The sequence below is a fragment of the Mangrovibacter yixingensis genome (assembly GCF_020523985.1).
GTDB classification, from domain to species: Bacteria; Pseudomonadota; Gammaproteobacteria; order Enterobacterales; family Enterobacteriaceae; genus Mangrovibacter; species Mangrovibacter yixingensis.
On record NZ_JAIVKM010000010.1, the window covers coordinates 17072 to 32167 of the forward strand.

A 15096-nucleotide genomic window follows, 5' to 3' on the forward strand; every position below is an offset into this window, starting at 1 on the left:
AATTTCAACTCCTTCACCAGCTGCTGTTATTGGTGATTTTGAATCTATGGCCAATTAGTCTATGTCTGAAACAAGCTCTATTCATTCTCTTCCAATGCGATATGCAGATTTTCCCTCTCTCGTCGAGGCGCTTGATTACGCGGCTCAGGGTGAAACTGGAATGAACTTCTACGACCGCAGGAACCAACTTGTGGCAGTACTGGAGTACCGCACCCTGAAAGAGCGTGCAATGCTGGGAGCCCGCCGCCTGCTGTCACTCAACCTGAAAAGAGGGGATCGTGTCGCACTGATTGCTGAAACCAGCACTGGCTTTGTTGAAGCGTTTTTCGCCTGCCAGTATGCCGGTTTAATTGCAGTGCCGCTGGCTATTCCAATGGGCGTAGGGCAACGCGATTCATACATTGCCAAACTGAAGGGGTTGATCAATAGCTGCAACCCCGCGGCCATTATCAGCAGTGAGGAGTGGATTCCACTGATTAGCGCAGTCACTAGCAATGCACAGCAATTGCATATTCTCAGTGACGATGATTTCCGTGCCTTACCCGCACAAGACCTGGAACTTCACCTCCCACAACCGGATGACATCGCCTATCTGCAATATACATCTGGCAGTACGCGCTTTCCTCGCGGTGTGATTATTACTCACCGGGCAGCGATGTCTAACCTGCATGCGATTAGCCATGATGGTATTAAATTACGTGCGGGTGACCGTTGTGTCTCCTGGCTGCCGTTCTACCATGATATGGGCCTGGTCGGTTTTATGCTGACACCCGTTGCCACTCAGTTATCAGTGGACTATTTGCGCACTCAAGATTTTGCCATGCGCCCACTGCAGTGGTTAAAACTTATCAGTAAAAACCACGGTACAGTCTCTGTTGCACCGCCGTTTGGTTATGACTTGTCTCTGCGCCGTGCCAGTGAAAAAGAACTTGCTGAATTGGATCTCTCCAGCTGGCGTGTAGCCGGGGTGGGTGCAGAACCTATTCCTGCCGAATTACTGAGCCAGTTTGGTGAACACTTCGCCCAGGTTGGCTTCAATAAAAATGCATTTATGCCTTGCTATGGTCTGGCTGAAAATACCCTTGCGGTGAGCTTTTCAGACGCCAATGGCGGTTCACAGGTGAATGAAGTTGACCGCGATATCCTCGAATATGAAGCCAAGGCCGTCGCACCGGGCAAAGATACCCGAGCAGTGTCTGCTTTTGTTAATTGCGGGAAAGCACTTCCCGGCCACGATATCGAAATTCGTAATGAGCTGGGTGTGGTTATGCCAGAACGCCAGGTTGGGCAAATCTATATCTCTGGCCCGAGCCTGATGAACGGCTATTTCCGCGATGCTGCCTCGCAGGAAGAGATTCAGTCTACCGGATGGATGGACACTGGCGATTTAGGCTACATGCTGGATGGCTACCTGTACGTCACCGGGCGGAAAAAAGACCTGATTATTATTCGTGGCCGCAATATTTGGCCGCAGGATATTGAATACGTAGCGGAATCTGAGCCCGAAATCCGTTCTGGTGATTCCATTGCTTTCGTTAATGAAGAGCATGACGAAGGTGCAAAAATTATTTTGCAAGTACAATGCCGCGTCACTTCCGAAGAGCGCCGCGAACAAATTGTGCATTCTTTAACGGCACGTATTCAGAGTGAATTCGGTGTTGCAGTGGATATCGTCTTGCTGCCACCTCACAGCATTCCCAGAACATCTTCCGGGAAACCAGCCCGAGCCGAAGCCAAGAAACGCTACCTGACCGAGGCCATTGAGGCACCGTTACAGTTAGCAGGCTTTGCTCAATGAGCCATACCGTTGCGGTGACAGGGGCGACCGGTTTTATCGGCCGACACATCACCCAAAATTTGCTGGCGCAAGGTTTTACCGTGCGGGCCCTAACCCGGACCGCAGGTAGGCCGCCAGCAACCAGCTTAACCTGGGTTCATGGCGACCTGGACAACCGGGATGCACTGGCGGAATTACTGAATGGCGCAGATTACGTTGTTCACTGTGCAGGCCTGGTTCGCGGGCATAAAGAAGAAACATTTACCCATTGCAACGTGACCGGCAGCCTGCGCCTGATGCAACTGGCCCGGCAAACGAGCAGGTGTAAGCGCTTTCTGTTTTTGTCTTCGCTTGCCGCACGCCACCCAGAGTTATCCTGGTATGCGAATTCAAAATATGTTGCCGAGCAACGTTTAATCGCAATGGCTGCCGCGCATATGTCGCTGGGTATTTTCCGCCCGACAGCCGTCTACGGGCCAGGCGACAAAGAACTGAACCCACTATTTAGCTGGTTATTGCGTGGGCTACTTCCCCGCCTGGGGGGAGCGGAAGCAACACTGTCTTTCCTTCATGTCAGTGATTTAGCTCAGGCGGTGAGCCAGTGGTTACTGGCAGAAAAATCGCAGTCGGATTGTTATGAATTGTGTGATGGGTTAGCTGGGGGTTATACCTGGCAGCGCTTGCAGGAAATTGGAGCCAGGGTGCGTAATGGCCGGGTACGTCTGGTTACCATTCCTTTACCCCTGCTGAAACGCTTTGCGGATATCAGCATTCTTGCCAACCGCCTGGCCCGAAAAGAACCCATGCTGACACACAGCAAATTACGCGAATTAACACATCCAAACTGGTCAGCAAGCAATGAACGCTTATCAGAAGATATTAACTGGTTCCCTAAGATCAGTTTGGAATACGCACTGCGTGAAGGTTTATTTTAATTTTATCGAATAGAGGTATGCCAAGATTTCTATGGTGAATCGCGATGCTGTTATGGAGTACATCCTTTCCTGCTTAAGAGAAACGCTGGAAAACGGACCCGAAGTGAAACCAGATAGCGACCTGGTCAATGATCTTGGTCTGGAGTCTATTCGTGTACTGGATCTGTTAATGAAACTGGAAGATGAATTTGATATTTCCATTCCTATCAACATCTTATTAGACGTCAGAACACCAGAACAGTTATTGAATGCACTCATTCCACATCTGGAGAAAGCACATGGGTCTTTATGATAAGTTTTCTCGCCTGGCTAATGACCGCGAGCAATTCCAGACATCCGGGCTGAACCCGTTTGGCACCTGTATTGATGAAGTTTACTCTGCAACTCAAGGGCGTATTGGCAATCAAAAAATTGTTCTGGCGGGCACTAACAATTACCTTGGGCTGACATTTGACAAGCAAGCTATCGCCGAAGGCCAGGCTGCATTAGCAGCACAAGGTACAGGGACAACCGGTTCCCGGATGGCAAATGGCAGCTATGGCCCCCACCTCACACTGGAACATGAACTGGCAGAATTTTTTGACCGCCCCACTGCCATCGTATTTTCAACCGGGTATACCGCCAACCTTGGTGTCATCAGCACACTGGCGGGCCCTGGTTCAGTGGTATTGATAGATGCCGACAGCCACGCCAGCATTTATGATGCCTGCGCACTTGGCGGAGCGGAGATTATTCGTTTTCGCCATAATGATGCCAAAGACCTGGAACGCCGGATGGTTCGCCTGGGTGACAGAGCCAAAGAGGCATTGATTATTGTTGAAGGCATTTACAGCATGCTGGGTGATGTGGCTCCGTTAGCTGAAATCGCAGATATCAAACGCCGTTATGGCGGTTATCTGCTGGTTGATGAAGCTCACTCTTTTGGGGTGATGGGTGCTACAGGCCGCGGCCTCGCTGAAGAATTGGGCGTGGAAAAAGACGTGGATATCATCATGGGAACGTTCAGCAAAAGTCTGGCATCCATTGGTGGTTTTGCCGTTGGCAATAAAGAAATGGACGTTTTGCGCTATAGCAGCCGCCCTTATATTTTTACCGCCTCACCTTCGCCTTCAAGCATTGCTTCGGTTCGTTCTTCATTACAACGGATTGCACAACACCCAGAACTGCGCGAAAAATTGTGGAGCAACGCCCACCGTCTTTACCATGGCCTGGCTGAATTGGGTTATGAACTTGGGCCAAGAATCAGCCCTGTGGTACCGGTTATGATTGGTTCGAAAGAAGCAGGCCTGCAACTTTGGCGCGACCTGATTACCCATGGTGTTTATGTCAATCTGGTGCTGCCGCCAGCGGCACCGGCAGGTATTACGTTACTGCGTTGTAGTGTGAATGCAGCACACAGCGATGAAGAAATCGATAAGATTATTCAGGCCTTTGCAGAACTGAAAAAATAACCTTAACGTGCTCATATAAATGCTGCCCGCAAATTAATTAAACGGGCAGTATTTATTTTATTACCCCGTACTTATATCAAGCGCCACTGGCAAACCCTGAATAAAAGCACCGGTTAATACAAAACCGGCGTGAGCCACAGATTATTTTAATTTCACCGGAGTTACGCCAGTTTATAATTAGCAAAGTAAAGCACAATGTGCCAGCAAGCTACCGGCACAAAAGCAATGACTTTCATCTTGAGAAAGAAGTAATACCGAATTACTGGGTTACAGCAGGCTCAATATTTTCTGAATAATGGTAGCCATTGCTTTGCATAAATTGTGCTATAGCTGATTCTGCTGCCGCAATCACTTCTTCAATCGGTTTATTAGCATCAATGTTCACGATATCAGCCCCAGAAAAAGTAAGCTGTGGTGTTATCGCAATTTTCTTCGCCAGAGATTCTCTACGGTGATCCGGTTTACGGGCACAGGCCACATCTAAATCCACATTAAGCTTTATTACTAAATCCGGTTTATAGCTTGCCATCCAGTGGAACGCATTACTTTCTTTACCCGCCAACCATTTAACAAAACGGTTACCATTGGTATTCACCGGAAATGACGTACCATCATAGGCGCCGGGGATTTGGTCCTGCGGATAACGGTCTGCCAGGATAATTAACCCCTGACGACGCAGCGCAAGCATGCGCCTGAAACGCCATAACCTGCGCAAAACAAAAGAATAAATCACCAATGCAGGCAATGTATTAACTTCTGATTTCGCTGATTTTATTTTCTTTGTGTTGCTGGCAATTGACTTACCAAAGACCTTACCAATCAGTGGAAGTTGTGAAACAGCGCGCCCTACATTGCCAGCCTGTTTTCCCAGATGGACTCTTACTGACGGGCCATATTTTCTCACATAGACAATAAGGTGTTCGCTAACCGTGGACTTCCCTGAACCATCACTGCCAATTATCGCAATGAGCGGAGAATTTTGTTGATTCATAATAATTCACTCTTTTTAGTCACCAGAGAAATGTACCATTTTGCAGGCAAAAAGTCGCTCAGAGTTGTTATTTCATCAACATTTAATAAATAGAGCGTGCATTACGCAACAAAAAAACAGGAATTAGCACGAATGAATAAGAAAAATAGCAAGAATTGTTAACCAACCTACCTGCAGTATCCATTAGTTGCGGTTATCCTTACATCCTCTTTTCACTCTGTACAAAATCCAATACAATACTGGTTTTATTATTGGATCTATTATTGTGAGTCACAAGATAATCCCTGCCACTCCTCATCCTGCTGTGCGTGTAATAGCAATAACTGGCTGTGATGGCTCAGGGAAATCGACTTTGGCTACCAGCCTTGTCAGCCATCTTTCACAACAAGAACCCGTAGAGTTGATTTATCTTGGCCAATCTTCTGGGCGAATTGGTGAATGGATAAGTGGCCTGCCAATTATTGGTGCTTCCTTCGGGCGTTATTTGCTTAAAAAATCAGATACGGTTCACGAAAAACCTTCCACTCCCCCAGGTAATATCACTTCACTGGTTATTTTTCTGCTTTCTTGCTGGCGGGCGTATAAATTTCGCCGCATGCTGAAAAAAAGCAGGCAAGGAAAACTCCTGGTCACTGACCGTTACCCACAGGCTGAAGTTGCGGGTTTTCGTTTTGATGGTGCTCAGTTAACTAAAACCGTTGGTGGAAACTGCTGGGTGCGTTGGTTGCGCAGCAATGAACAAAAATTATACCAATGGATGGCATCCTACCCACCTTTGCTCCTGATTCGCCTGGATATAGATGAACAAACCGCTTTTTCACGCAAGCCAGATCACAAGCTTTCTGCTTTGCGCGAAAAAATCGCTGTCATTCCAAACCTGGAATTTAATGGTGCCCATATTCTGGAGCTTAATGGCCGTGAACCGGCGAGTAAGATACTGGATGAATCTTTACAGGCTATTCAGATTTCACTTACATCGTCACATCGGTAATTTTTAGCCAACATATTGCGTTAAAACTCATGAAAACAGATAACGAAAATAGCAAACAAACACCGCCTATTACCTGTATCACTGGGCTGGTCGCCGTAGTTGGTAGCGATGGAACAGGAAAATCGACACTCACTAATGATTTAGTGAAAAACCTAAAAAAACACGTTGTTACAGAAAGGCGTTATTTGGGGCTTATTTCTGGCGAAGATGGCGACAAAATAAAACGCCTGCCCGTGATTGGCACCTGGCTTGAGCGACGCCTGGCCGCAAAATCTGATAAAACACAGCGCATGAGCAATAAAGCCCCTGCCCTTTGGGCTGCGCTGATTATGTATGGTTTTTCGTTATGGCGTGCATCTAACCTTAGAAAAGTACAGCAACTGGCGCAAAGTGGTGTACTGGTCATTAGTGACCGCTACCCCCAGGCAGAAATCTCCGGGTTCTATTATGACGGCCCAGGCATTGGCGTAGAACGGGCAACCGGCTGGTTATTAACCCGTTTGGCAGAGCGCGAACGCCGCCTGTACCAGCAAATGGCGTTATTCCGCCCGGAGTTAATCATCCGGCTTGATATTGACGCCGATACTGCTTTTTCACGCAAACCCGACCACAGCTATGAAGAGCTTAAAGATAAAATCGCTAACATGGTAAAACTCGATTACAACGGTTCCCAAATAATCGAGCTTGATGCCCGCGCACCCTACGAAGAAGTGCTTGAAAATGCACTCAATGCGATATATCCCGTGATAGAAAATTCTCATCGACGGGAAATCAATACTTAAGATTTTTACAACAATGAAAGTAGGTTACCCGGCCATTTTTACTTCTGGCTGCACAATAAACAACCTGTAGACAAATAGCATCTATGAATAAAAATGGCTCAGGCATAACAGAGTATTATTGAAAATCTGTATGCCCTGAGACTTACCCGGTAGCACATTTTTACCGGTGCCGAAATGTAACCCTCTTTGTTACAGGCAGTGGCCATATACCTGTGTTCTTCTGGGTATCTGGAATGTCACGCCAGCGGAAAAGTCTGCAAGGCGTGTTTATAGCCTGTACGTTATTACTAACCGGAAGTACCGAGCATGGCTGGTTTTTTATTATGAAGCATTGGTTTTCTGATGGCGCTTTTCGGGCCATTTTGCGTAACGCCGCTTACCTTGGTTCCGGAAGTGTAGTCAGCGCATTACTCGGTTTACTCGCCCTTTCTTGTGCGGGTAAAGGCATGACCCCCGAGCTGTTTGGGGCTTTGGTTGTTATTCAGGCCTACGCAAAAGCTGTCAGTGATTTTATAAAATTTCAGACCTGGCAATTCGTGGTGCAGTTTGGTACCCCGGCACTGGAAAAACAAGATACCCAACGGTTTCGTGACGTTATTTCTTTTTCGTTTGGTCTGGATATTGCCAGCGGTCTTGTCGCTGTTATTGGCGGCATGGCATTGTTGCCTTTCCTTTCTCATGCTTTGGGGCTTGACGGGAAAAACTTTTGGCTCGCAATTTTATATTGCACCTTAATTCCATCAATGACAGCGGCAACACCCACCGGGATTTTACGTGTTTTTGATCGGTTTGATCTGATTGCCATTCAGCAGGCAACAAAACCTTTTTTACAAGCTGCTGGTAGTGTTATCTCCTATTATTACAACTTCGGCTTTACCGGTTTTGTTATTACCTGGTATGCAGCGAATTTGTTTGGTGGCACATTGTTTTGGTGGTTTGCAGCAAAAGAATTACGTTCCAGAAATATTCACAATGCATTAAAACCACAACTTTTCAAGACTGCAAAAAATATAGAAGGTGCCTGGAATTTTGTGTGGACAACCAATTTCGCCCATACAATATGGGCCGCCCGAAATTCGTGCAGTACCGTGTTAGTTGGACTTGTATTGGGGCCTGCACCTGCCGGGCTATTTAAGATTGCCATGACATTCTTTGATGCCACTGGCACACCAGCCAAATTACTGGAAAAAAGTTTCTACCCAGAGATCATGAGGTTAGACCCAAGAACAACCAAACCATGGTTACTGGGCCTGCGTTCAGCATTACTGGCGGGGGGCATTGGCATTGCTGTCGCGCTATTGGTTATTTTGGTTGGCAAACCATTAATTTCATTTGTCTTCGGTTACAAATATTTGGAAGCATATGATTTAATCAAGATTATGCTGGGTGCGATTATTGTTTCTATGGTTGGTTTCCCACAAGAATCCTTGTTATTTATGGCGGGGAAACAACGGGCGTTTCTTATTGCACAAACTATTGCTTCGGGTTCGTATATTGCTCTGTTAGTTGCTATGGCGCATCTATTTGGTGTACAGGGCGCTGCTTTTGCTTATTTTGGTGGGCAATGTCTGGATGTGTTGTTATCACTTATCCCAACATTAAGTGCTTACCGTAATCGTTATTTACTGGGGTTCAATATTCCCAGAGAGAGTAATCAATGACGAATAAAACGTGGGAAAAATTCCCCGAAGACACTGTTGAGTTGTTATTCACAGCAGTAGAAGAAGATGACAACGTTGACGCACACACTCACTTGCCCGGTGTCATTGATTTGCAATGCCCGCACGAAAATATCGCGCAAAACTACGCCTTGTGCCTGCAATTCTGGCGTGATGGCTTTACTCGTGAAGAATTATTAGGGCTGGTAAAAAAATTCATCCAACACCCTGATTTACCTCATGATATACGCATGCGCTACAAATATATCCGCGCACGCTATAAGCATTTACGTTTTGCCCAGCGGCTGTACAGTAAAAAACACCAGTCATTTGGTTTGTTTAATACCACGACGGTAATTCTGGGCCATTTCCAGGATGCATTTCGCAATGGTAACCACAAGAACTTGAGTTACTACGGTGCCATTTTACGCATTCTGCTGAGTAAGCCTGTCTGGTCGCTGGTCAGTTATGCAATGAGCCACTTTCAGTTGGAAACCGAAAGCGGGTTTATCGCCTACCGTCAGTCGCAAATCCGGGCTCTGGGTAAACTTATCAGTAACCAGCACCTCACGGGCGAAGAATTTCACGATGTGCGTAAAATTGTCAGCCAGCAAGTTTCTTTTTATGACACCCTGCGCTCCATTGACCCAGGTAACCAACAAGCCTATGAGATGTCCCGCTTCCTGGCTGCAATAAACGGCATCATGGGCGACCTGCATGATGTAATGGTTGCAGACAAACTCTCGGGTGGTTCACTCTACGATGAAGCGACACCGCTGGACCCGGACTTACGCCTGCGCCTGGAACAACTTCTTGCCCGCTACCCCTTGTAAGACCTCTGGCCGTAAACACGTTTTACGGCCCATGTTCTTCCTTTGCGCAAACGTATGTCAGCCCGGGTAAAATTTCAGCATTTTATTTACAGGATTTGCGTAAAGCAGAGCATGAAAATTTTTATTATCAGTTAGTTACCAGTTACTAACTGACTCATCCAAAGGAGCCATCTATGATTTTTGGTAAATTAATGGCGGTGCCACTTCTCATCTTGCTCCCGGTTATCGCCTTTGCGCACAACTTTGTCATTGGTAAGCCAGTTACCCCAGTTATGATCAGTGAACGGGGAGAGTTACACCTCAACAAAGATGGCGATTTTTTCTATACAAAATGGGATACCGCCAAACTCGCCGGGAAAGTACGGGTAATGCAGTATATTGCTGGCCGCAAATCGGCAAAAAAGAAAAACTCGTTACTGATTAATGCAGTTAAAGATGCCGATTTCCCTGAAGACCGTTTCCAGCCCACCACTATCGTGAATACCGATGACGCCATACCTGGATCGGGTTTTTTTGTTCGTGGAAAAATAGAAAAAAATAAAAAAAATTACCCCTGGGCGCAGTTCATTGTAGACAGTGACGGCCTGGCCCGTAAGGCCTGGCAACTGAAAGAAGAAAGCTCCACCATTGTAGTGCTGGATAATCGTGGACGTGTCCGTTGGGCTAAAGATGGCTCGCTAACGCCTGATGAAGTGGCACATGTTATCGCCCTGGTGCGCCAACTTATTGCGTCGGAAAACCCATGATAGCCAGGCCCTGCCCGTTGCCGTTGTTGGCTGGCAAACACATTAGTCAATAAGGATGCACAGAAGCTATGTTTTTGATTGAACGTTATATTCTGGCTGAAGTTCGCCGATTAACAATCGTAATTATATGCTTTCTGGTATTTATGTTTGCCTGTTTTTCCGCACAACGTTACCTGACCGATGCGGCCAACGGCACCCTCGCGCTGGAAGTGGTTTTCTACGTTGTCTGTTATAAGGTGCTCATTGCACTGGAAATGTTGTTACCTGTTGGGCTGTATGTTGCGGTTTCGGTAGCACTTGGGCAGTTGTATACCGATTCAGAAATCACCGCAATTTTAGCTGCAGGCTCCAGCCCTGCCCGCATTTACCGGGCCATTCTGGTTCTGGCTGTCCCTATGGGGATCATAGTCACTTTTATCTCGTTATATGGCCGCCCCTGGGCATACGGGCAAATTTATCAGCTTGAGCAGCAATCCCAGTCTGAGCTGAATGTTAGCCATTTACAGGCGAATAAGTTCAATACCAACAGTGATGGCAGAATGGTGCTGGCTAGCAAAATTGACGCGGCAACAAATCATCTGGCCGATGCATTGATTTATACCTCTTCTGCCAACAAAACCAGTATCTATAAAGCCGGGACTGTTGATGTTATTGACCCATCCCCACAAAGCCCGACAGTCATGCTTCATAATGGTACCGGTTATGTTCTGGACAGAAGCGGGCAAAATGACCGGAAAATGGAGTATCACAACCTGCGCATGGATCTGAAACCTGTCGTTCAGAGCCTGGATGTCAGACGAAAAGCCGCCTCGGTGGCACAACTTGCTCGCTCATCCGACCCGGCAGATTATGCAGAGCTGCAATGGCGCGAAAGCCGCGGGCTAAGTACCTTACTGATGGTATTGCTGGCCATTCCTTTAAGCAGAACCCGGCCTCGCCAGGGGCGTTTTGCCACCCTGTTACCGCTGACTATTATGTTTGCCGCTATTTTCTATGGCAGCAATATTTGCCGCACGCTCATTGCTAATGGTTCGATTCCCACCCTACCCGGCATGTGGTCGGTACCATTAATTATGTTATTCGGGCTGTTGGCACTGCTTGCACCTGAATTCTCTCTGCTGAAGAAAAAATCCCGATGAACATTTTCAGCCGCTTTTTAATACGTAATATCTTTATCGGCTTTGCCGCTGCTGCCGGGTTGTTAATTCCGCTGTTTACCACATTCAACCTGATTAACGAGCTGGAAGACGTCACTCCCAGTGGCTACCACTGGACACAAGCGCTGGGGGTCACATTAATGACACTCCCACGCACACTGATTGATTTGGGGCCTTTCGTCGCGCTGTTTGGCGGTATTATTGGCCTTGGGCAGCTATCGAAAAGCCTGGAGTTAACCGCCATACGTGTAGCAGGCGTATCAATTATGCGCATCTCTGGTGTTATTCTGTGTGCAGGCCTGATGCTGACTGTAACTTTCGCTGCACTTGATGAGTGGGTGGCATCCCCGTTACAGCAATACGCGTTACGGTTGAAAGATGCCGCACTGGCTCACTCGGGCAAAACCGATAACGCAGGTAATGAGCTATGGGCCAGGCACAACAATGAGTTTGTGACGGTGAAATCACTGGACGAGCATAATAACCCGCAAGGTATTGAGATTTTTTATTACCAACCCGATCTCTCTTTGCAAACCTATATTTATGCCAAAACCGCAACGATTGACGACAAACATACATGGACACTGCATCAGGTTTACCAAAAAACCTGGGGCGACAATAAAGAGCGCATAACCACCACAGATTCATTGCAATGGCACTCTATCTTCACCGGTATGAGCCTTGCTGAACTGACCATGCCCAGTGACAGCTTCTCTATTGTTCAGCTAAACCGCTACATTAAGTATTTACAAAATAGTGGGCAACCGAGCATGGAATTCAGAATTGCTCTGTGGCAAAAGCTGGGCCGCCCAATATTAATCCTCGCCATGATTTTACTGGCGGTTCCCTTTACCTTTGGTAATGCGCGTGAGCCCGGCTTAGGCAGCCGCCTTGCTTTAGGCGTAGTTGTGGGCTTGTTGACTTATATTGCCTACCAAATTGCCGTTAATTTGGGACTATTGTTGTCACTTAATGTTCAGTTCACCACGCTTTCTCTTCCTGTGGTGCTATTGCTTGCAGCGGTGGGGCTGGTTTGGCGGTTTGATAAGCGCCATTAGCTGGCCTGCATCACAAGCTCACGCTATTCAGGGATCAGGGGATTCAAAGCTCAGGGGGCCGTTGCCTGCTCAAGGTTTATCAGCCAGGTCATTGCCGCTTCACGGTTGGTCGAACACATTTCCAGGGAGGGTTGCAGGCTGGCGCAAACTGCCGGGCGCAAATCCGAACCAAAGATGTTACACCGGTTGTCGTCCGATAATTGAACACACCTTACATTCGCCGGTTTGCCTTCCGGCATACCAGGAATAGGGCTACTGATAGAAGGTGCCGTACAACAGGCTCCACAGTCTGGGCGGCAATGCATAGTCATTCTCTTTTCATATTGGCCCGCTACTCTACCAGCCTGTGGCAATAAGAGAAATCCCTCCTGCTGCCATTCCGGCGCATATATAGCGAATTCCACTTGCCTGAAACCCAGGGCACGAGTAACGTGTCGCGATATTTTAATCAACCCTGGCGCGCCAGGATGACCAGACAGGATAGCCCCATGGCAAGAGCGAATGAAATTAAACGCGGTATGGCTGTGAATTACAACGGCAAGCTGCTGTTAGTGAAAGATATTGATATCCAGGCACCCAGTGCTCGCGGTGCTGCAACACTGTATAAAATGCGTTTTTCTGATGTGCGTACTGGCCTGAAAGTTGAAGAGCGTTTTAAAGGCGATGACCTGCTGGATACCATTACACTGAGCCGCCGTGCCGTTAACTTTTCCTATATTGATGGCAACGAATATGTGTTTATGGATGACGAAGACTACACGCCGTATATCTTCAATAAAGAACAAATTGAAGAAGAACTGCTGTTTATTCCAGAAGGTGGGATCCCTGGTATTCAGGTTCTGACCTGGGATGGCCAGGTGCTGGCACTTGAACTGCCACAAACTGTTGATATGGAAATTGTTGAAACCACTCCGGGTATCAAAGGTGCTTCTGCCAGCGCGCGGACCAAACCAGCGAAAATGGTTACCGGCCTGACCATTCAGGTGCCCGAATACCTGGGGAACGGCGATAAAATCCGTATCCATATTGCTGAACGCCGCTATATGGGCCGGGCAGACTAACGCCACGCATTCTAACTAAAGAGAAGGAAAAACCACGTTTTTTCCTTCTCTTTCACCGATCTGAGCACTACCCTGCGGCAGTGCTTTTTTTATGTATTACCCGGTGTTGGTGGCTGTTATCCGGGAAGTGCGCTGTTGCCTGCACTTCCCGTTTTCACCGCCTGTTATCAGAAATAGCGGGTCAGGTTTAACAGGAAGCCTTTGTCCTGCGCGCAGTGTGTGAAAAGCATAAAAAAACGCGCCTGAGCAAACAGCTCAACACGCGTTTTTTACCTGGAAGACAACTGGCGAGCTTTCACAAAACCCGCCTGTTATTATCAGAGCAAATCTGGGAACAACGTTTTTTTCAGTGCCAGTTCAACACCACGCACTTCTGCCAGACCTTTTAAGCGGCCAATGGCCGAGTAACCAGGGTTAGTTTTCTTACGCAGGTCATCCAGCATCTGGTGGCCGTGATCCGGGCGCATTGGAATAGCGCGCTTATCACCGGCAGCCGCACGGCGCTGCTCTTCTTTCAGAATCGCATGCACCACACCAACCATATCGACATCCCCCTGCAAGTGAGCACCTTCATGGAAGGTTTTCGGGTTGTCTTCACGGCAAGTGGCACGCAGGTGAGTAAAGTGAATACGGTCGGCAAAGGTTTCAACCATGGTCACTAAGTCATTATCCGCACGAACACCATAAGAACCGGTACACATGGTGAAACCGTTGTTAATGCTGTCTACGGTTTCTTTCATCCACTGCATATCTTCGATAGTTGAAACAATCCGCGGCAGACCAAGGATTGGGCGCGGCGGATCATCCGGGTGTACCGCCAGGCGAACACCACTGGCTTCCGCTACCGGCACAATCGCTTTCAGGAAATACGCCATATGTTCGCGCAAACGTGCTTTATCAATCCCATCGTATTCGGCAAGGCGAGCACGGAACTGGTCCAGCGTGTAACCCTCTTCCGCCCCTGGCAAGCCAGCAATAATATTGCGGGTTAGCAGGTTGATATCGTCCTGGGACATCGCCGCGTAATAATCCTGAGCCTGGGTTTGCTCCTCTGCAGTGTAATCTGCTTGCGCGCCAGGGCGTTTGAGGATGCACAGTTCAAATGCCGCAAAAGCGATTTGGTCAAAACGTAAGGCTTTAGAGCCATCTGGCAGGGTATAAGCCAGATCGGTGCGGGTCCAGTCCAGAATCGGCATGAAGTTGTAGCACACAGTGTCAATCCCACACTCACCCAGATTACGAATACTCTGTTGATAGTTCGCAATCCAGGTGTCGTACTGCCCGGTGTGGGTTTTAATATCTTCGTGCACCGGGATACTTTCCACAACAGACCATGTCAGGCCTTTTTCCGCCAGCAATGCCTGGCGTGCTTTAATCTCTTCCACCGGCCAGACCTGGCCATTAGGAATGTGGTGCAATGCAGTGACAACGCCTGTTGCGCCAGCCTGACGCACATCATCCAGCGATACAGGATCATTCGGTCCATACCAACGCCAGGTTTGTTCCATGACAGATACCTCTGTTTAAGCTGTTATACCAATCTCATTTTGACTACTACCATACATGTTTGCCAGTCAGAGTCAATTAAGCGCCATGTTAAGAATTGATCCAGTTCACAATCCCCTTGAATTTTTCGGCATGCCAATTTTCTTTGTT

General features: G+C 47.7%; 15 protein-coding genes. 12 read left to right on the top strand and 3 right to left on the bottom strand.

The window, feature by feature from the left end; translation table 11 throughout:
* Positions 1–61: 61 nt before the first annotated feature.
* Genes LC084_RS21045 through spt form a run of 4 tightly spaced genes read left to right on the top strand, consistent with a single transcriptional unit; the run spans position 62 to position 4163 of the window.
* Positions 62–1798: a fatty acyl-AMP ligase gene (locus tag LC084_RS21045; RefSeq protein ID WP_226573764.1), complete on the top strand. Its 1737-nt coding sequence runs from the start codon at positions 62–64 to the stop codon at positions 1796–1798.
* Positions 1795–2712 carry an NAD-dependent epimerase/dehydratase family protein gene (locus tag LC084_RS21050; RefSeq protein WP_226573767.1) on the top strand — a complete coding sequence of 306 codons (918 nt, stop codon included), beginning with the start codon at positions 1795–1797 and terminating at the stop codon, positions 2710–2712. Before LC084_RS21045 ends, LC084_RS21050 begins: the two co-directional genes overlap by 4 nt.
* A gap of 31 nt (positions 2713–2743) precedes the next feature.
* Positions 2744–3004, top strand: a complete 261-nt coding sequence (locus tag LC084_RS21055; RefSeq protein WP_226573769.1) for an acyl carrier protein — start codon at positions 2744–2746, stop codon at positions 3002–3004.
* On the top strand, positions 2991–4163 hold the full coding sequence (gene spt / locus LC084_RS21060; RefSeq protein WP_226573772.1) for a serine palmitoyltransferase: 1173 nt from the start codon (positions 2991–2993) through the stop codon (positions 4161–4163). The genes LC084_RS21055 and spt overlap by 14 nt, the downstream gene beginning before the upstream one ends.
* 259 nt (positions 4164–4422) lie before the next feature.
* Here the strand turns inward: spt and LC084_RS21065 are convergent, their stop codons facing one another.
* The gene (locus LC084_RS21065) at positions 4423–5154 is read right to left on the bottom strand and encodes a dTMP kinase (RefSeq protein WP_226573775.1); all 732 of its coding nucleotides are present in this window, start codon (positions 5152–5154) and stop codon (positions 4423–4425) included.
* A gap of 265 nt (positions 5155–5419) precedes the next feature.
* Between LC084_RS21065 and LC084_RS21070 the strand changes: the two genes are divergently transcribed.
* The 7 genes from LC084_RS21070 to lptG all read left to right on the top strand — a co-directional run bounded on the left by LC084_RS21070 (position 5420) and on the right by lptG (position 12379).
* Entirely contained in the window at positions 5420–6145 is a 726-nt protein-coding gene (locus tag LC084_RS21070) for a nucleoside/nucleotide kinase family protein (protein WP_226573777.1), read from the top strand.
* Positions 6146–6174: 29 nt separating this feature from the next.
* Positions 6175–6927, top strand: a complete 753-nt coding sequence (locus LC084_RS21075; protein ID WP_226573780.1) for a nucleoside/nucleotide kinase family protein — start codon at positions 6175–6177, stop codon at positions 6925–6927.
* A 323-nt stretch (positions 6928–7250) separates the two neighbouring features.
* Positions 7251–8588 carry a lipopolysaccharide biosynthesis protein gene (locus LC084_RS21080; protein WP_226573783.1) on the top strand — a complete coding sequence of 446 codons (1338 nt, stop codon included), beginning with the start codon at positions 7251–7253 and terminating at the stop codon, positions 8586–8588.
* The gene (locus LC084_RS21085) at positions 8585–9418 is read left to right on the top strand and encodes a hypothetical protein (protein WP_226573785.1); all 834 of its coding nucleotides are present in this window, start codon (positions 8585–8587) and stop codon (positions 9416–9418) included. Before LC084_RS21080 ends, LC084_RS21085 begins: the two co-directional genes overlap by 4 nt.
* 173 nt (positions 9419–9591) lie before the next feature.
* Complete coding sequence (locus LC084_RS21090; protein ID WP_226573788.1) at positions 9592–10164, top strand: YtfJ family protein; 573 nt, start codon at positions 9592–9594, stop codon at positions 10162–10164.
* Positions 10165–10232: 68 nt separating this feature from the next.
* Positions 10233–11303 carry an LPS export ABC transporter permease LptF gene (gene lptF, locus LC084_RS21095; protein WP_226573791.1) on the top strand — a complete coding sequence of 357 codons (1071 nt, stop codon included), beginning with the start codon at positions 10233–10235 and terminating at the stop codon, positions 11301–11303.
* Complete coding sequence (gene lptG, locus LC084_RS21100; RefSeq protein WP_226573794.1) at positions 11300–12379, top strand: LPS export ABC transporter permease LptG; 1080 nt, start codon at positions 11300–11302, stop codon at positions 12377–12379. The genes lptF and lptG overlap by 4 nt, the downstream gene beginning before the upstream one ends.
* Positions 12380–12429: 50 nt before the next feature.
* Here the strand turns inward: lptG and LC084_RS21105 are convergent, their stop codons facing one another.
* Positions 12430–12684, bottom strand: a complete 255-nt coding sequence (locus LC084_RS21105; RefSeq protein ID WP_226573898.1) for a YkgJ family cysteine cluster protein — start codon at positions 12682–12684, stop codon at positions 12430–12432.
* A gap of 183 nt (positions 12685–12867) precedes the next feature.
* Here LC084_RS21105 and yeiP point away from each other — a divergent pair, with 183 nt between their 5' ends.
* A complete protein-coding gene (gene yeiP, locus LC084_RS21110; protein WP_226573795.1) occupies positions 12868–13440 on the top strand; it encodes an elongation factor P-like protein YeiP in 573 nt (190 codons plus the stop codon).
* A gap of 317 nt (positions 13441–13757) precedes the next feature.
* Here yeiP and uxuA read toward each other — a convergent pair whose 3' ends face one another.
* Entirely contained in the window at positions 13758–14948 is a 1191-nt protein-coding gene (gene uxuA, locus LC084_RS21115; protein ID WP_226573797.1) for a mannonate dehydratase, read from the bottom strand.
* Positions 14949–15096 lie beyond the last annotated feature (148 nt).

Coding starts and splice junctions, on each gene's coding strand:
- LC084_RS21045 (WP_226573764.1), top strand. CDS start 62: ATGTCTGAAACAAGCTCTATTCATTCTCTTCCAATGCGATATGCAGAT.
- LC084_RS21050 (WP_226573767.1), top strand. CDS start 1,795: ATGAGCCATACCGTTGCGGTGACAGGGGCGACCGGTTTTATCGGCCGA.
- LC084_RS21055 (WP_226573769.1), top strand. CDS start 2,744: ATGGTGAATCGCGATGCTGTTATGGAGTACATCCTTTCCTGCTTAAGA.
- spt (WP_226573772.1), top strand. CDS start 2,991: ATGGGTCTTTATGATAAGTTTTCTCGCCTGGCTAATGACCGCGAGCAA.
- LC084_RS21065 (WP_226573775.1), bottom strand. CDS start 5,154: ATGAATCAACAAAATTCTCCGCTCATTGCGATAATTGGCAGTGATGGT.
- LC084_RS21075 (WP_226573780.1), top strand. CDS start 6,175: ATGAAAACAGATAACGAAAATAGCAAACAAACACCGCCTATTACCTGT.
- LC084_RS21080 (WP_226573783.1), top strand. CDS start 7,251: ATGAAGCATTGGTTTTCTGATGGCGCTTTTCGGGCCATTTTGCGTAAC.
- LC084_RS21085 (WP_226573785.1), top strand. CDS start 8,585: ATGACGAATAAAACGTGGGAAAAATTCCCCGAAGACACTGTTGAGTTG.
- LC084_RS21090 (WP_226573788.1), top strand. CDS start 9,592: ATGATTTTTGGTAAATTAATGGCGGTGCCACTTCTCATCTTGCTCCCG.
- lptF (WP_226573791.1), top strand. CDS start 10,233: ATGTTTTTGATTGAACGTTATATTCTGGCTGAAGTTCGCCGATTAACA.
- lptG (WP_226573794.1), top strand. CDS start 11,300: ATGAACATTTTCAGCCGCTTTTTAATACGTAATATCTTTATCGGCTTT.
- LC084_RS21105 (WP_226573898.1), bottom strand. CDS start 12,684: ATGCATTGCCGCCCAGACTGTGGAGCCTGTTGTACGGCACCTTCTATC.
- yeiP (WP_226573795.1), top strand. CDS start 12,868: ATGGCAAGAGCGAATGAAATTAAACGCGGTATGGCTGTGAATTACAAC.
- uxuA (WP_226573797.1), bottom strand. CDS start 14,948: ATGGAACAAACCTGGCGTTGGTATGGACCGAATGATCCTGTATCGCTG.